The organism is Streptomyces sp. SAI-170 (assembly GCF_049739565.1).
Classification (GTDB): Bacteria; Actinomycetota; Actinomycetes; order Streptomycetales; family Streptomycetaceae; genus Streptomyces.
The window spans coordinates 5,538,524-5,554,676 of record NZ_JBMGQD010000001.1 but is presented as its reverse complement, the minus strand read 5'-3'; the positions used below and the strand labels follow the sequence as shown (position 1 = coordinate 5,554,676).

Sequence of the window (16,153 nt, the reverse complement as noted above, 5' to 3'; positions counted from 1 at the left end):
CGGGGTTCAGAAGAAGCCGCAGGTCGGGGCGGACTCGACCGGCGCGGGCGCCTCCTCGGCGCCGGTCGGCACGGAGATCTCCAGGCGGGTGCCGTCCGGGTCGTGGAAGAAGATGCCGCCCGAGGCGGAGCCCTCGCGGTGGGCGACCACACCCTCGTAGGCGAACGCGACGCCGTACTCCTTCAGGGCCGTCTCGTACTCCCGGACCCGGTCGATGGACTCCGCCTCGAAGGCGAGGTGGTGCAGTCCGGCGCGACCGCCGTCGAAGGGCTCGTCGGCCTGCTGCCAGAGGGTGACCAGCAGCTTCTCGCCGTCGCCGAGGAAGGCGAAGCGGCGGCTCTCCTCCTTGCCCTCGCCGAGGACGGTGAAGCCCAGGACGTCCCGGTAGAAGGCGAGCGAGCGGTCCAGGTCGGTGACGTTCAGGCCGATGTGGCCGGTGCGCAGGGTGGTGGCGGTCATGGCTGTTCCCCTTCGGCTGACGTGTGAGGTTCCGGTGCCACCCGGCCGGGATGACAGAGCGACTAACCGGTGTTCATGACGTTAGTGGTTAGAATCGAGAAGTGCAACCGGTCACGTACTCTTGACCGGTTAGCGCGAAGGGAGCCCCCGAGATGACCGCCGACCCCCGCCCCCTGACCGGCGAGCCGCTCGCTCTGGATCTGCTGAACACCAACTGGATGCGCGAGGGGGTCCTCCAGGACCTGCTGACCGGCCCCGAAGGGCTCGCCGTGTGGCTCGGCGCGAACGGGCTCGACGGCCGGTTCGCCGCCGACGAGGAGACCCTGCGGCACACGCTGCGCGCCCGGGACGCGCTGCGGGCGGCGGTGGACGGCTCGCTCGCCGAGGGCGCGGACGCCGTGGACGAGGTGCTCGCGCACGGGCGCATCCGGCCCGTGCTCACCGCGGACGGGCCCGGCGAGCAGCCCGAGTTCGCCGACCCCGCCTGGGGGCCGGCCTGGCTCGCCGCCCGCAACTACCTGGAGCTGCTCACCACCGCCCCGGACCGCATCCGCGCCTGTGCCCACGAGAACTGCGTCCTGCACTTCTTCGACACCTCGCGCAACGGCACCCGCCGCTGGTGCCGGATGGCGGTGTGCGGCAACCGCGCGAAGGCGTCCCGCCACTACGCGAAGGCTCGCGACGAGGACTGATCCGGGCATGCGAAAGGGCGGACCCCCTGCGTGGGGCCCGCCCTGTCCGGTCCTTCACCTGCCGGGTCAGTCCTTGGCCCGGATCCCGCCGATGTTGATGTCCTCGCAGCTGCGCTCGATGAACTCCCCCACGGCGAAGCTCGCCTCGCGGGCGTCCTCCTCGTCCTCGGGGTGGAAGTGCTCGTACCAGTCGAGCAGCGTGTCGAAGTCGCCGCGGACGCCGTCCGGGGCGAACGCGCGCGCGTCCTCGAGGATGTGCTCCTTCTCGTGCAGCGTCAGCTCGTGCCCGCTCGAGAGGTCCAGCGGGCTCGCCGCCTCGCAGAAGGACCGCTGGGCGTGGGCGTCGGCGAACTCGTCCGCCGTCGCCCACTGGTAGCCCAGGAAGCCCACCCCGAGGACGGCGACGACCGCGGCGACGCCCACCCGCAGTCCGGTGCGCCGGTTCACGTGCCCGCCTGGATCGCGTTCAGGTCGTGGCTGTCGAACTTGTAGTAGGCGGTGTCGACCGAGCTGCGCATGCAGGAGTTGTTGTCCGTGTCGTTGCTCTTCGAGCGGTGACCGAGGTCGCCGGTGTGGCCGAACTCGTGGCAGCCCATGACGAGCCACTCCCAGTCGCTGTGGTACATCGCGGTGTTGAACTGGATGGTGAAGACGTCGCAGGACGTCCACAGCGCGTTCCAGTCCTTGCAGCGGGTCTGCGCCGCCCAGTCCACGCCGGTGGTCTTGTAGTCGTGGACCTCCAGGTCACCGCCGCCCCAGGAGGTGCTGATGACACTGCGTTCGAGCTGCTGCTTGCCCCACTCCATGGCCCCCTGACCCTTCACGGTCAGGTTGAAGCCCTTGACGGCCTGGCTGCGGTTGTCCGGGTCGAACCCGTCGTCGTCGTGGCTGGCGTGGGCCGGCGAGGACAGGGAGGCCAGCAGCACTCCCGCGACGGCCAGCCAGGGCGCGCGTGTCAGACGTGGCATCTTCTCTCCCATGGTGCGTCAGCTCGCGGTCGGGGACGGGTACGGCGTGGGCTCGGAACCGTCGTTGGTGCCGAGGTCGGTGGGCTCGGCGGTCGGCGTCGCGATGCCGCCGCTCTCGTAGCCGCTGGGCGGGGCGTCCGGCATGTCGGCCGGGGTCGGCATGTCCTCGGGCGGGTTCTTCGTGTCGTAGATCGACCGGAGGTAGAACGGCAGCGAGTAGATGTCGTAGTTCTCGATGCTGACCGCCATGTCGGAGCCGGGCTCGGCGGAGGAGTGGAAGTAGCCCCACTCGTCGATCGCGGCGCGGCCTTCGGTGGAAATCACGTTCCAGCGCAGCGGGTCGCTCGTCGGCGTGAGGAAGTACAGGTATTCCTTGCCGATCTCGCTCCAGGAGTAATTGTTGACCTGGTAACCGTCGCCGCTCGCGTCCCAGCCCCATTCCTCGACGGTGATGGGGTTGGGGAACTTGTACCAGTTGTTTCGCGAATAGGCCTCGGTGACCTGGAGCGTGACATCACGGGCCTGGGTTGCCGCGCTCTCCTCGCCGGGCTCCGCGGTCTCCTCGGCGCCGACGATACGGCCCGGCTTGGCCGCGGTCACCTTCGCCCGCACCACGGCGGTCGAGGTCACGGCCATCTGCCCGACGCTGTCGAACACCACGGACTCCACTGCGTGGGCGACGACCTCCGGCTCCTTGTCCAGGCTTCTGGCCTCGGCGGCCGTGGGCGACTGCATGGCCACCGTGCCCGCCACCCCGCCCGCCACGGCCACCGTCACCAGTGCCGCGGCCCATATTCTCCATGTGCGCACGCGCAATTCCGGCATCTGCGCCAACCCTCCGACCCACCCGACACATCAAGATCAACTGACGGCGCAGCGTACGGGTATTGACGCGTGCACGGCAAGATAGATGCGTGCGGGGGTGCCTCGACGCACACGCACGCGGCCGACACGCCCGGGCGCAAAACGACGTTACGGGGACCAACCCCCGCAAGGTGCATAGCGGGTTTTCCCCACACATCCATTTCGGTTCGGTCAACTCTCCCCAAGGGGCTGTCTCTTGCGTAAGGCTGAGCGGTCGTCCGGGTGCGCAATCCGGACTCCTCGTTCCTTTACGTGCAAGGGATGCCGATGACCAACCACCCCCAGCGCGAATCCATACCGGCCACCAGACGCACCGCGCGCATCGCTGTCGCCGCGGGTCTGGTGGCCGCTCTGTGCGCGCCCGTCCCTCTGGCCTTCGCCGACGAGGGCGGCCCGGCCGCGGCCGACCCCGGTGTGAAGTCCGCCCAGGCCAAGCTGGGCTCCGACGACGCCGATCTGCTCGCCGAGGCCAAGGCCGACGGCGACAAGACCGTCACCATGATGGTCGCGACCGCGCCCGGCCAGACCGAGCAGGTCGCCGAGCAGCTGGACGCGGTCGAGGGCGGCCTGGTCGGCCGTACCTTCGACAAGCTCGGCTACGTCCGGGCCACCGTCCCCACCGACAAGGCCGAGGCGGCGATCTCCGCCGCCGCCAAGCTCTCCTCCGTGCACGGCATCGACCTGCGCCAGGAGATCGCGCTGGACGACCCGGCTCCGTCGGGCTCGAAGCAGAGCGCGGGCACGGCCGCCGGGTCGTACCCCGCGCCGGGCCGCAACACCCCCGCCGAGAACCCGTACAACCCGTCCTTCGAGACGGGCGCGGTCGACTTCGTCGAGGACCACCCCAAGGCGGACGGCCGGGGCGTCACCATCGGCATCCTCGACTCCGGCGTGGACCTCGGCCACCCGGCGCTGCAGAAGACCACGACCGGCGAGCGCAAGATCGTCGACTGGGTCACGTCCACCGACCCGGTGGGCGACGGCGACCTCACCTGGCGCCGGATGACCACCTCGGTCGCGGGCCCGTCCTTCTCGATCACCACGGCCGCGCTGGGCACGGAGAGCTTCAAGGCCCCCGAGGGCGCCTACCGGTTCAACTACTTCTCCGAGTCCGCCACCACCGGCGGTGACATGGCGGGCGACCTCAACCGCGACGGGGACAAGACCGACGTCTGGGGCGTGCTGTACGACGCGGCCGCGGGCACCGTGCGCGTCGACCTCGACGACGACCTGGACTTCACCGACGAGACGGCGATGAAGCCGTACAAGGACGGCTTCCAGGTCTCGTACTTCGGCACCGACGACCCGGCGACCCCCATCGCCGAGCGCATCCCGTTCGTCGTCGAGATCCGCAAGGACGTCGTCTACAACGCCTCCGGCGCCAAGGCCGACTACGTCAACATCGGTGTCATCGAGTCCGAGCACGGCACCCACGTCGCCGGCATCACCTCCGCCAACGGCCTGTTCGGCGGGAAGATGAACGGCGCCGCCCCCGGCGCCAAGATCGTCTCCTCGCGCGCCTGCACCTGGAGCGGCGGCTGCACCAACGTCGCGCTCACCGAGGGCATGATCGACCTCGTCACCCAGCGCGGCGTCGACATCGTCAACATGTCCATCGGCGGTCTGCCGGCGCTGAACGACGGCAACAACGCGCGCGCCGAGCTGTACACCCGCCTGATCGACACCTACGGCGTCCAGCTGGTGATCTCCGCGGGCAACTCCGGCCCCGGCGCCAACACCATCGGCGACCCCGGTCTCGCCGACAAGGTCATCTCGGTCGGCGCGTCCGTCTCCAAGGAGACCTGGGCCGCCAACTACGGCTCGGCCGTGGAGACCGAGTACGCGATGCTGCCCTTCTCCTCGCGCGGCCCGCGTGAGGACGGCGGCTTCACGCCGACCCTGGTCGCCCCGGGCGCCTCGATCAACACCACGCAGACCTGGTTGCCCGGCGGCCCGGTGCCCGAGGCGGGCTACGAGCTGCCGCCCGGCTACTCCATGCTCCAGGGCACCTCGATGGCCTCCCCGCAGGCCGCCGGCGCCTCCGCGCTGCTGCTGTCCGCCGCCAAGCGCAAGGGCATCGAGCTGACCCCGGCCACCCTGCGCACCGCGCTGACCTCGACCGCGGACCACATCCCCGGCGTGCAGGCGTACGCCGAGGGGGCGGGCCTGATCAACATCGGCGACGCCTGGGACGCGATCCTGGACGACGCCGACGCCCACGAGTACTCGGTCAAGGCGCCGGTCGACACCGCGATCGACCAGTTCCTGAAGACCCCGGGCTTCGGCACGGGCCTGTACGACCGTGAGGGCGGCCTGAAGGCCGGTCAGAAGAAGACGTACGAGATCACCGTGACCCGTACGACGGGCGCCGACCGTGCGATCCGGCACGAGCTGCACTTCGAGAACAACGCCGGGCGGACCTTCCGCATCGTCGGCTCCGACGAGATCAGCCTGCCGCTGAACAAGCCGGTCACCGTCAAGGTCGAGGCCGCGCCCCGCTCCGCCGGTCTGAAGAGCGCGATCCTGGAGCTCGACGACCCGCGCACCGAGGGCATCGACAAGCAGATCCTGTCCACGGTCGTGGTGTCCGCGCCGCTGAAGTACACCTACTCGGCGTCCTCCTCCGTGCAGCGCAACGCCCACAAGTCGTACTTCATGACCGTGCCCGAGGGCGCGAAGTCGCTGGAGGTCGCGATCGGCGGCCTGGCCGACAAGAGCCAGACCCGCTTCATCGCCATCCACCCCTACGGTGTCCCGTCCGACCCGACCGGCACCCCCAACTGCTACAACAACTACAACAACGGCAACGGCTGCCGCCCCGACGTCCGCTCCTACGCCGACCCGCAGCCGGGCGTCTGGGAGATCGAGGTCGAGTCGCGCCGTACGTCGCCGCTGCTGGACAACCCCTTCACGCTGGACGTCTCCGCCCTCGGCGCGGCCTTCGACCCGGAGACCGTCGTCCTGCCCGAGGCCAAGGTCGGCACGCCGGTCGCCGCCTCCTGGAAGGTGACGAACAACCTCGCCGCGATCGACGGCAAGCTGGTCGGCGGCCCGCTGGGCTCGTCGAAGAGCACCCGCCCGACGATCAAGCAGGGTGAGCTGCAGACCACCACGGTCGAGGTGCCCGCGGGCGCCACGTCCCTGGACGTCGCCATCGGCAATGTCTCCGACGCGGCCGCCGACCTGGACCTGGCCGTGTACGACGCGGCCGGCACCAAGGTCGCCAGCTCCGCCGACGGCGACTCGGAGGAGGCCGTCTCCATCAAGAACCCGGCGGCCGGCACCTACCGCATCGAGGTCGACGGCTACGCGGTCCCGGCCGGCTCCACCGCGTACGACTACCTGGACGTGTTCTACTCCGCCGCGCTCGGCTCGGTCTCGGTGGACGACACGACCCCGGTCAAGCTCGGCACGGGCGCCTCGGCGACCGTCACGGGCACCGTCACCGCCGCCGCCCCGGCCCCCGAGGGTCGCGCGTTCTTCGGCCAGGTCTCCCTGGTCAACGCGCGCGGCACGGTCGCGGGCCTCGGCCAGGTGAGGATCGAGAAGGTCACGCCGTAACACCGCGTGTACGGCAGGAGAGGGGCGGGCGTCCGTACGGGCGCCCGCCCTTTCTCGTCAGCCGGCGCCGGTGCAGCCGAGGTCCGCCGCGCCCGGCAGGGCCCGCTCCACCATCCGCCGCCCCTGGTCGAGGTCGCCCGCCGGGTAGGTCAGCGGCGGCTCGCCCTCGATGCCGGAGACGAGGACCAGCATGCGCGTCCCGGGCCTGTAGTACTCCGGCACGCCGGGCCCCCGGTCGGTGAACACCAGCCGCGGCTCGCCCGGCCGCGGCTTGTACGACCGCTCCACGTCGAGGACGATCCTGAACCGCTCGCCCGCACCCAGCGGTTCGACCTCCGCGACCGTGCCCTCGGCGATCTGACGGGAGCAGGCGACGACCCCCTCGTCGGTGAGCAGCGCCTCGGAGCCTCCGCCCACACTGCCGTTGTGCGCCACGAGATACGCCGCCCCGGTACCCAGCAGCGCGACCGCCACGGACGCGGCGAGGAGGTAGATCCCCGTCCGACGCCGCCTGCGCGGAGCAGGCGGGAGCTCCGGCTCGGCTTCGGACTCCGGCTCGGCTTCGGGCTCGGGCTCGGCTTCGGGCTCGGGCCGGGGCTCGGGCTCGGGCCGGGGCTCGGGCGCAGGCCGCGATCTCGGGCGCAGGCCGGATCTCGGGCGCAGGCCGGGGCCCGGGTTCGGGCCGGGGCCCGGGTTCGGGCCGGGCCTCGGGCTCAGACCGGGGCTCGGGTTCGGGCCGGGGCTCCGGCTCGGCTTCAGGCTCGGGCTGGGCCTCGGGCTCGGGCTCGGCTTCGGGCTCGGGCCGGGGCTCGGGCTCAGGCCGGGCCCCGGGCTCAAGCCGGACCTCGGGCTCAAGCCGGGGTCCGGGGTGTTGTGCCTCGGTGGCCTTGCGGGCCAGGCCGTCGCCGATCCGTCGCAGCTGCTCGCGTACGACGGCCATGTCCCGGTCGGCGGCCGCGTGGCGGTCGGCGGACTCCGCGTCCGTCTCGGGGGCCGGCTCGCCCAGGAGGACCGCCATCAGCTCGTCGTGCCCGTCCCTGTCGTCCTTGCGCACCCTCACACCGTCTCTTCCACGCACAGGCGCCTGCGCAGGAACTGCGCCGCCGCGTACAGCCTGCTCTTGACCGTGCCCAGGGGGACGCCGAGCTGCTCGGCGATCTGCGGCACCGACAGATCGGCGTAGTAGCGCAGGATCAGCACCTGCCGCTGGGCGGCGGGCAGCGCGTCCAGGCCCTCGGCGACCGTGAGGGCCAGCAGGCCGTTCTCCGGGCCGTCGGCGACCTGGGTGTCCGGCGTGCTCAGCAGGGTGAGCCGCTCGCTGACCCGTTCCTGCCGGTGCTTGCTGCGGTGCCAGTCCACGGCGAGGTTCGACGCCACGGCCGCGGCCCAGGCCCCGACGTCCCGTGGCGGGTCCTCCCCGCGCGCCCGGCGCTCCAGCAGCCGCAGCCGCACCTGCTGGAGGCCGTCCTGGAGGTCGTCCTGGGGAACCCCGCCGAGGGCCAGCACGGCGCGGACCCGGTCCGCCTGCACCGCGTCCAGCAGGTCGGTGTCCGCGTCCCGATGACTCCTCGTCGGCACTGCGTTCCTCTCGATCGTGTTTCTCCTATGACGCGGGAGCAGCACGGATCGTTCGATTCCCGCCCCGGTCACTCACACGGGATGCTCCGTGACTCCGGCAGCGCCTGAGTGATCCAGGCCCTGGTCTCGGCCACCTCCTGGGCGCCGACGCTCCAGATGTCCGGCATGGCGGCGCCCTTCGGGATGCTGATCAGGACATGGTCGCCGGTGCGCAGACGGGGGTCCACGTCGTGGTCCATCGGGAAGCTGACCTCGGCGGGTCCCCGGCCGGGCTTGAGGTGGCGGGTGACGCGCAGGGTGATGCGGTCCTGCGCGGCGCCGGGCACGGATTCCACGGCCGTGACGTCGCCCTCGGCGATGAGCCGGGCGCAGGCGACGTAGCCGGGGGCGGACATGTCCGCCGCCTCGTCGCCGCCCGACGTCTGACCGGCGGCGGCCTTGCTGTCGGCGCTGTCGGCGCTGCCGCCCCTGTCGTCCGCCCCACCGGGCACGGACGACACCACGAGCCAGCCCAGCAGGGAGAACACCCCCACGGCACAGGCGACCGAGACGGCACGGAACGCGAGGACGAAGGGGCGGCGCCGGCGGACGGGGAGTCGGACGGGAGCTGGTGCGGGCTCGGGTTCGGGCTCGGGCTCGGGTTCTCCGAGGGCGTGGCCGAGGAGGCCCAACTGCTCGCGCAGCAGCGCCACATCGGCCTCGGCGGAGCGGTGCTCGGCCATGAACGCGGCGTCCGTGCGGGCCTCGTCGGGCAGGGGTTCGCCGGTGATGACGGCCATCAGCGGGTCGGGGCCTGCTCCGTCTCCCGCGAAGTCCTCCGAGCCGTCGTAGCCGTCGTGTTCGACGGTCACGTCACACCACCTCGTCCTCGTGCAGCCGGGAGCGCAGGGCCCGGACCGCCGTGTGCAGCCTGCTCTTGACGGTGCCCTCGGGGATGCCGAGCTCCTCGGCGATGCCGCGCACCGGCAGATCGGCGTAGAAGCGCAGGATCAGCACCTGGCGCTGGGCGTCGGGCAGTTCGTCCAGTCCCTGGGCGACGGCGAGGGACAGCACGCTGGTGTCCTCGCCCGAGGGGTGCTCGTGCTGCCGCAGGGATGCCAGCCGTTCGCCGAGCCGCTCCTGGCGGCGCTTGGCGCGGTGCCAGTCCATGGCGAGGTTGGAGGCGACCACGGCCGCCCACGCCGACACGTCCCGCGGGGCCTCGCGCCCGCTCGCGGCCCGCTCCAGCAGCCGCAGACGGACCTGTTGCACCCCGTCCATCAGGTCCGTCTGCGGCACCCCGCCGAGCGCGAGCACCGCCCGTACCCGGCGTTCCTGCGCCGCGTCCAGCGGGTCGTCCACAGCGTGGTCCGCCCCCTGGCCGCGGCGGGCCTTTCTGCGCAGCACAGCCACCCCTCTCCTCGCCGCGTTTCCTCTATGACGCGGGTGGGGGCGGAAACGTTCGGCCCGGTTTCCGGAATCTCCTCGTCGATCTTTCCTTCACACCTTCTCCACTGTCAGCATGTGCCTCATGACGCACATCACCAAAGGCGCCAACGCCCCTGTCCCCGCCGGTCCGTTGCGGGTGGCGGTCGGCCGCGCGGCCGCCCCGGGCACGCCGTCCGTGGACGCCTCGGCGCTGCTCCTCGACGCCGCGGGCCGGGTACGGGGCGACGCCGACCTCGTCTTCCACAACCAGCCCCTTCACCCCTCCGGCGCGGTGCGTCACGCCGGAGTCGGCCGGGCCGACGGCCAGTTCGCCGAGTGGCTGGAGCTGGACCTGCCGAACGTCGAGGCGTCCGTCCAGCGCGTGGTGATCGCCGGCTCCTGCGACGGGGGGACCTTCGGGCAGGTGCCGGGGCTCTACCTCCAGGTGGTGGCGTACGACGGCACGATCGCCGTGCACTACGAGGTGACCGACGCCTCCACCGAGACGGCCTTCGTGCTCGGCGAGTTCTACCGCCGCGACGGCGCGTGGCGCTTCCGCGCGGTGGGGCAGGGCTACGACTCGGGCCTTGCGGGTCTTGCGACGGACTTCGGGATCGAGGTGGCGCAGCCGGCGGTGCCCCGGGGGCCGGTCGTGAACACCGGGGTGTCGAAGGTGGCGGGTCCGCCGGCCGGGGCGACACCGGCGCCGAACCCGTCGGCACCCGCCGCGCCTGCCCCGTCCACCGCGCCTGCCGCACCCCCCGTGCCCGCGGTGCGGGGCGCGAACGGTTCCAAGTCCGTCGGCCCCTTCGGCCCGAAGTTCCGCCCCTGGACCCGCAGCGGCCGCGGCGACCGCGAGATCTCGGTGAAACTGCCCGCGGGCCCGGTGATCGTGGAAGGCGAGCACGACGGCGAGGGCCTGTTCTGCGTCGACACCCTCGACGCCGAGAAGAAGCCGGACCGCCTCGTCCACAACAGCGGCCTGTCCCCCTACCTCGGCCGGAGCCTGGCCGTGGTGCCGGAGGACCGCCGGCTGCGGCTGCGTGTGCAGTTCGAGGGAGCGTGGAAGATCACCGTACGGCCGCTGTCCGCGGCGCGCCCGCTCGCCACCGGTGAGGAGGTGCGCGGCACCGGCCCGGAGGTGCTGCGCTGGGACGGACCCGCGGCCGACCTCGAGGGGTGGTTCGACGGCGGCAGGAACTCCGAGCTGTTCTGTGTGGAAAGCCACGAGCCCGACCGGCTGACCGCCCTCCACAACAGCCGCCTGCTCTTCAACGAGATCGGCCGGGTCGACAAGACCGCGCCGCTCCAGCGCGGTCCGGTGTTCGTCGCCGTGACCAACGGCGAGGGCGACTGGCGGCTCAGGGCCGCCCCCATCCCCGTCCTCGACGGCTCGGCCGCCCCCGCCGACAGCGTCTACAAGGGACGCCGGGACACCACGGTCACCCTGGCCAATCCGCGCCCCGGCCACCCGGCCCTGCTGGAGTACGACATCCGCAACGCCGACGACCAGGGCCACACGGTGACCCTGCTCGACGAGTACGGCGATTCCGACGGCGAGTGGCTCAACGGCTTCCGACAGGGCGAGCGCGGCACCGATGCGCTGTTCACCACGGGCCAGCAGCAGCGCACCCTGCAGATCCGCCGCGCGGGCAAGTGGCGGCTGCGGCTGCTGCCCATCGAGGAGGCGCCCCTGCTCAAAGGCCCCCTGGAGGGCACCGGCAGCGCCCTGCTGCGCTACCAGGGCCCGCCCACGCTGCTCACCCTGTCCCGGACGACCGAGGAGGCCGGCTATCTGGCGGCGCACGCGCTGAACCACCCGCGGGGCCAGCGCACCCTCATCGCCGACACCGACACCCGCCGCCGTCCCGTCGTCGGCCCCCTCTGGGTCGCCCCGGAGGGCTCATGCTTCGTACGTGTCCAGGCCGGTGACAAGGTCGGCTGGCGTGTCGAGCCCGTGCCGCTCGACGAGGCCCCCGAGATCGGCGGTCGGACCGAGCGGGTGACGGGCCGCGGATTCGGAGTCGTACGTCACACCGGGCCCGAGACCGAGATGCTGCTCACCCACGACTACGACATGCTGTCCGACCTGATCCACCTCTTCGAGCTGGACGAAAACCTGTTCCCTGTGCGTCATATCGGAAGATCCCGCGGTACGCACCGGGTCCCGGGCGGATTCCTCCAGGTCCGTGGTTTCGGCGAGTGGGGGCTGGAGCGGCGCGGCTGACCAGGAGTGATCGTCCACTCCTCGGGCAAACGATTGGACACGGACGCCGGGGTCCCCCGCATCATGGAAGGGTCCCGGCCGTCCGGGCACGCACAGGCACGTCACGCAGAGGAGTCCCCGTGAAGGTAGGAATCGTCGGAGCCACCGGCCAGGTCGGCACGGTCATGCGCAGGATCCTGGCCGAGCGGAACTTCCCGGTCGACGAGCTGCGCCTGTTCGCCTCGGCCCGCTCCGCGGGGACGGTCCTGGACGGCGTGACGGTCGAGGACGCGGCCACGGCCGACTACACCGGCCTGGACATCGTGCTGTTCTCCGCGGGCGGCGCGACCTCCAAGGCCCTGGCCGAGAAGGTCGCCTCCCAGGGCGCCGTCGTGATCGACAACTCCTCCGCCTGGCGCAAGGACCCCGAGGTCCCGCTGGTGGTCTCCGAGGTCAACCCGCACGCGATCGCGAACCGCCCCAAGGGCATCATCGCCAACCCGAACTGCACCACCATGGCCGCCATGCCCGTGCTGCGCCCGCTGCACGCGGAGGCCGGCCTCGAGGCCCTGGTCGTCGCCACGTACCAGGCCGTCTCCGGCTCGGGCCTCGCGGGCGTCGCCGAGCTGCACGGCCAGGCGCAGAAGGTGATCGCCGACGCCGACAAGCTCACCCACGACGGCGAGGCCGTGGACTTCCCGGAGCCCGCCGTCTACAAGCGCCCCATCGCCTTCAACGTGCTGCCCCTCGCCGGCAGCATCGTCGACGACGGCCTGAACGAGACCGACGAGGAGCAGAAGCTCCGCAACGAGTCCCGCAAGATCCTGGAGATCCCCGAGCTGAAGGTCTCCGGCACCTGCGTGCGCGTCCCGGTCTTCGCCGGCCACTCCCTCCAGGTCAACGCCCGCTTCGCCCGTCCGATCAGCCCCGAGCGCGCCGCCCGAGCTGCTCGCGGACGCCCCGGGCGTGGTCGTCACCGACATCCCCACGCCGCTCCAGGCGGCCGGCAAGGACCCGTCGTACGTCGGCCGTATCCGCAAGGACGAGACCGTCGACAACGGCCTCGCCCTGTTCATCTCCAACGACAACCTCCGCAAGGGCGCCGCGCTGAACGCGGTGCAGATCGCGGAGCTGGTCGCCGAGGAGCTGAAGGGCTAAGCCCTCCTGACCTCGTAGTAGAAGCAGCCGTACTCGACGGCCCGGACGTGGACCAGCGCCACGGCCGGGTCGTCGAACGCTTTTGCGAGGGCTTCCTCGAAGCCGCTCTCCACGAGCTCCCCGCCGAGGATGTGCCCGTCGGCGGAGTAGCGCCGCAGCACCCGGTGGGCGTTGGTGAAGGGCAGCTCGCCGCCCTGTGGCCCGGCGCAGTCGTCGGCGTGGACGAAGACCGGGCCCTGCTCGTCGTACGGGCCGGGGCGGGCGCCGGTCCGTGCCGCCCAGCGGCGCAGCGGGGCGTACGAGACCAGGGCGATCCGCTCGCCCGGCCGGCTGTGGCGCAGGCAGCAGCGCAGCGGGGCGCCGCCCTCCTCGTCCGTCACGGGGACCGGCTCGCGCCCCTGGTCGTCGGCGGCGCGCAGTTCCTTCAGGACCGCCGGCTCGATCGCTCGTGCGATGTGTGTCGTCATGCTTCCAGCGTCGCCGCGTGACGAGACGGGCACCGGCGGATTCCGGACGTGGCGTTCCGCAACCGGCCGGAGGCGGACGGTTCGGGCCGCAGGGGCCGGGGCAGAGGGTTTCCCCTCGGGTCGTCCGTGACGGCCGTCGACCACCCCGGACCGGGACATTCACATGGAAGGATGGCCGGACCGACACATCGAGGTGGACCGAGGAGATGACCGCGTGCCTGGCACAAACCTGACTCGCGAAGAGGCGCAGCAGCGGGCGGAGCTGCTCACCGTTGACTCGTACGAGGTCGATCTCGACCTCTCCGGCGCGCAGGAGGGCGGCACCTATCGGTCCGTGACCACGGTGCGCTTCGACGTCGCCCGGGGCGGCGCCGAGTCGTTCATCGACCTGGTCGCGCCGGCCGTCCACGAGGTGACCCTCAACGGCGACGCGCTGGACCCGGCCGAGGTCTTCGCGGACTCGCGGATCGCGCTGCCCGGCCTGCTCCAGGGCCGCAACATCCTGCGCGTGGTCGCGGACTGCGCGTACACCAACACCGGTGAGGGCCTGCACCGGTTCGTCGACCCGGTCGACGACCAGGCCTATCTGTACACCCAGTTCGAGGTGCCGGACGCCCGGCGCGTGTTCGCGTCGTTCGAGCAGCCCGACCTGAAGGCGACCTTCCAGTTCACGGTGAAGGCGCCCGAGGGCTGGACCGTCATCTCCAACTCGCCGACCCCGGAGCCCAAGGACAACGTCTGGGTCTTCGAGCCGACGCCGCGGATCTCGACGTACATCACGGCGCTGATCGTGGGCCCGTACCACTCGGTGCACAGCGTGTACGAGAAGGACGGCCAGTCCGTGCCGCTGGGCATCTACTGCCGTCCGTCGCTGGCGGAGTTCCTGGACTCGGACGCCATCTTCGAGGTGACCCGGCAGGGCTTCGAGTGGTTCCAGGAGAAGTTCGACTACGACTACCCGTTCGCCAAGTACGACCAGCTGTTCGTGCCGGAGTTCAACGCGGGCGCGATGGAGAACGCGGGCGCGGTGACCATCCGCGACCAGTACGTGTTCCGCTCGAAGGTGACGGACGCGTCGTACGAGGTGCGCGCCGAGACCATCCTGCACGAGCTGGCGCACATGTGGTTCGGCGACCTGGTCACCATGGAGTGGTGGAACGACCTGTGGCTGAACGAGTCGTTCGCCACGTACACGTCGATCGCGTGCCAGGCGGCGGCCCCCGGCTCCCGCTGGCCGCACTCGTGGACCACGTTCGCCAACTCGATGAAGACCTGGGCGTACCGGCAGGACCAGCTGCCGTCCACGCACCCGATCATGGCGGACATCCGCGACCTGGACGACGTGCTCGTCAACTTCGACGGCATCACGTACGCCAAGGGCGCCTCCGTCCTCAAGCAGCTGGTGGCGTACGTCGGTGAGGACGAGTTCTTCCGCGGCGTGCAGGCCTACTTCAAGCGCCACGCCTTCGGCAACACCCGCCTGTCCGACCTGCTGGGCGCGCTGGAGGAGACCTCCGGGCGCGACCTGAAGACCTGGTCGAAGAAGTGGCTGGAGACGGCCGGCATCAACATCCTGCGCCCGGAGATCGAGCTGGACGCCCAGGGTGTGATCACCTCGTTCGGCATCCGCCAGGAGGCCCCGGCGCTGCCGGCGGGCGCCAAGGGCGAGCCGGTGCTGCGCCCGCACCGCATCGCCGTCGGCCTGTACGACGTGGACGCGGCGACGGGCAAGCTGGTGCGCACCGAGCGCATCGAGCTGGACGTGGACGGCGAGCTGACGGCCGTCGAGCAGCTGACCGGCCGGGCCCGCCCGGACGTGGTGCTGCTCAACGACGACGACCTGTCGTACGCCAAGGTCCGCCTGGACGAGAAGTCCCTCGCGGTCGTCACCGAGCACCTCGGCGACTTCGAGGCGTCGCTGCCCCGCGCCCTGTGCTGGGCGTCGGCCTGGGACATGACGCGGGACGCGGAGCTGCCCACCCGCGACTACCTCTCGCTCGTGCTGTCCGGCATCGGCAAGGAGTCGGACATCGGCCTGGTGCAGTCGCTCCAGCGGCAGGTCAAGCTGGCGATCGACCTGTACGCCGACCCGGCCGCCCGCGAGACGCTGCTGACCCGCTGGACCGACGCCACGCTGGCGCACCTGCGCTCCGCGGAGCCGGGTGGCGACCACCAGCTGGCCTGGGCGCGTGCCTTCGCGGCGACGGCCCGTACTCCGGAGCAGCTGGACCTCCTGGAGGCCCTGCTGGACGGCTCGGAGACGATCGAGGGCCTGGCCGTGGACACCGAGCTGCGCTGGGCGTTCGTGCAGCGGCTCGCGGCGGTCGGCCGGTTCGACGAGACGGAGATCGCGGCCGAGTACGAGCGCGACCGGACGGCGGCCGGTGAGCGTCACGCCGCGACCGCGCGCGCCGCGCGTCCGACCGCGGAGGCGAAGGCGGAGGCCTGGGCGTCGGTCGTGGAGTCCGACAAGCTGCCCAACGCTCTGCAGGAGGCCGTGATCGGCGGCTTCGTCCAGACCGACCAGCGTGAACTCCTCGCCCCGTACACGGAGAAGTTCTTCGCCGCGGTCAAGGACGTCTGGGACTCCCGCTCCCACGAGATGGCCCAGCAGATCGCCGTCGGCCTCTACCCGTCGGTCCAGGTCTCCCAGGACACCCTGGACCGCACGGACGCCTGGCTGGCCTCCGCCGAGCCGGGCGCGGCCCTGCGCCGTCTGATCTCGGAGTCCCGCTCGGGCGTCGAGCGGGCGCTGAGGGCGCAGGCGGCGGACGCCGCGTAGGTCCTTCTCAG

Annotated in this window: 13 protein-coding genes and 1 pseudogene; 5 read left to right on the top strand and 9 right to left on the bottom strand. The window is 71.7% G+C overall.

Going from position 1 to position 16,153, the window contains the following annotated elements; all coding sequences use genetic code 11:
* Nucleotides 1-6 precede the first annotated feature (6 nt).
* Nucleotides 7-459, bottom strand: a complete 453-nt coding sequence (locus RKD23_RS24895) for a VOC family protein (RefSeq protein WP_424855689.1) — start codon at nucleotides 457-459, stop codon at nucleotides 7-9.
* A gap of 152 nt (nucleotides 460-611) precedes the next feature.
* On the opposite strand from RKD23_RS24895, the gene RKD23_RS24890 reads away from it, so the two are divergent.
* A complete protein-coding gene (locus tag RKD23_RS24890) occupies nucleotides 612-1,151 on the top strand; it encodes a CGNR zinc finger domain-containing protein (protein ID WP_424855688.1) in 540 nt (179 codons plus the stop codon).
* A 66-nt stretch (nucleotides 1,152-1,217) separates the two neighbouring features.
* Here the strand turns inward: RKD23_RS24890 and RKD23_RS24885 are convergent, their stop codons facing one another.
* The 3 genes from RKD23_RS24885 to RKD23_RS24875 are packed head-to-tail and all read right to left on the bottom strand — an operon-like array spanning nucleotide 1,218 to nucleotide 2,929.
* Entirely contained in the window at nucleotides 1,218-1,598 is a 381-nt protein-coding gene (locus RKD23_RS24885) for a hypothetical protein (protein WP_424855687.1), read from the bottom strand.
* Entirely contained in the window at nucleotides 1,595-2,119 is a 525-nt protein-coding gene (locus RKD23_RS24880) for a hypothetical protein (protein ID WP_424855686.1), read from the bottom strand. The genes RKD23_RS24885 and RKD23_RS24880 overlap by 4 nt, the downstream gene beginning before the upstream one ends.
* An 18-nt stretch (nucleotides 2,120-2,137) precedes the next feature.
* Complete coding sequence (locus RKD23_RS24875; RefSeq protein WP_424855685.1) at nucleotides 2,138-2,929, bottom strand: hypothetical protein; 792 nt, start codon at nucleotides 2,927-2,929, stop codon at nucleotides 2,138-2,140.
* A 321-nt stretch (nucleotides 2,930-3,250) separates the two neighbouring features.
* Between RKD23_RS24875 and RKD23_RS24870 the strand changes: the two genes are divergently transcribed.
* Nucleotides 3,251-6,544: a S8 family serine peptidase gene (locus tag RKD23_RS24870; protein ID WP_424855684.1), complete on the top strand. Its 3,294-nt coding sequence runs from the start codon at nucleotides 3,251-3,253 to the stop codon at nucleotides 6,542-6,544.
* A gap of 57 nt (nucleotides 6,545-6,601) precedes the next feature.
* Here the strand turns inward: RKD23_RS24870 and RKD23_RS24865 are convergent, their stop codons facing one another.
* The 4 genes from RKD23_RS24865 to RKD23_RS24850 all read right to left on the bottom strand — a co-directional run bounded on the left by RKD23_RS24865 (nucleotide 6,602) and on the right by RKD23_RS24850 (nucleotide 9,514).
* Nucleotides 6,602-7,018 carry a hypothetical protein gene (locus RKD23_RS24865; protein ID WP_424855683.1) on the bottom strand — a complete coding sequence of 139 codons (417 nt, stop codon included), beginning with the start codon at nucleotides 7,016-7,018 and terminating at the stop codon, nucleotides 6,602-6,604.
* A gap of 582 nt (nucleotides 7,019-7,600) precedes the next feature.
* The gene (locus tag RKD23_RS24860; RefSeq protein WP_424855682.1) at nucleotides 7,601-8,122 is read right to left on the bottom strand and encodes an RNA polymerase sigma factor; all 522 of its coding nucleotides are present in this window, start codon (nucleotides 8,120-8,122) and stop codon (nucleotides 7,601-7,603) included.
* A 68-nt stretch (nucleotides 8,123-8,190) separates the two neighbouring features.
* On the bottom strand, nucleotides 8,191-8,973 hold the full coding sequence (locus tag RKD23_RS24855) for a hypothetical protein (protein ID WP_424855681.1): 783 nt from the start codon (nucleotides 8,971-8,973) through the stop codon (nucleotides 8,191-8,193).
* A gap of 1 nt (nucleotide 8,974) precedes the next feature.
* Nucleotides 8,975-9,514, bottom strand: coding sequence for an RNA polymerase sigma factor (locus RKD23_RS24850; RefSeq protein WP_404035640.1), 540 nt, complete (start codon nucleotides 9,512-9,514; stop codon nucleotides 8,975-8,977).
* Nucleotides 9,515-9,632: 118 nt separating this feature from the next.
* Here RKD23_RS24850 and RKD23_RS24845 point away from each other — a divergent pair, with 118 nt between their 5' ends.
* Both RKD23_RS24845 and RKD23_RS24840 read left to right on the top strand, forming a co-directional pair.
* On the top strand, nucleotides 9,633-11,756 hold the full coding sequence (locus tag RKD23_RS24845; RefSeq protein ID WP_424855680.1) for a TerD family protein: 2,124 nt from the start codon (nucleotides 9,633-9,635) through the stop codon (nucleotides 11,754-11,756).
* Nucleotides 11,757-11,875: 119 nt separating this feature from the next.
* Nucleotides 11,876-12,893: pseudogene (locus RKD23_RS24840) on the top strand (aspartate-semialdehyde dehydrogenase).
* On the opposite strand, the gene RKD23_RS24835 reads toward RKD23_RS24840, so the two are convergent.
* Complete coding sequence (locus tag RKD23_RS24835) at nucleotides 12,890-13,360, bottom strand: DUF1203 domain-containing protein (protein ID WP_424855679.1); 471 nt, start codon at nucleotides 13,358-13,360, stop codon at nucleotides 12,890-12,892. The pseudogene RKD23_RS24840 and the gene RKD23_RS24835 sit on opposite strands and share 4 nt — an antisense overlap.
* Nucleotides 13,361-13,574: 214 nt before the next feature.
* Between RKD23_RS24835 and pepN the strand changes: the two genes are divergently transcribed.
* Complete coding sequence (pepN, locus tag RKD23_RS24830) at nucleotides 13,575-16,142, top strand: aminopeptidase N (RefSeq protein WP_424855678.1); 2,568 nt, start codon at nucleotides 13,575-13,577, stop codon at nucleotides 16,140-16,142.
* The last annotated feature ends 11 nt before the right edge of the window (nucleotides 16,143-16,153 follow it).

Coding starts and splice junctions, on each gene's coding strand:
- RKD23_RS24835 (WP_424855679.1), bottom strand. CDS start 13,360: ATGACGACACACATCGCACGAGCGATCGAGCCGGCGGTCCTGAAGGAA.
- RKD23_RS24890 (WP_424855688.1), top strand. CDS start 612: ATGACCGCCGACCCCCGCCCCCTGACCGGCGAGCCGCTCGCTCTGGAT.
- RKD23_RS24845 (WP_424855680.1), top strand. CDS start 9,633: ATGACGCACATCACCAAAGGCGCCAACGCCCCTGTCCCCGCCGGTCCG.
- RKD23_RS24895 (WP_424855689.1), bottom strand. CDS start 459: ATGACCGCCACCACCCTGCGCACCGGCCACATCGGCCTGAACGTCACC.
- RKD23_RS24870 (WP_424855684.1), top strand. CDS start 3,251: ATGACCAACCACCCCCAGCGCGAATCCATACCGGCCACCAGACGCACC.
- RKD23_RS24880 (WP_424855686.1), bottom strand. CDS start 2,119: ATGCCACGTCTGACACGCGCGCCCTGGCTGGCCGTCGCGGGAGTGCTG.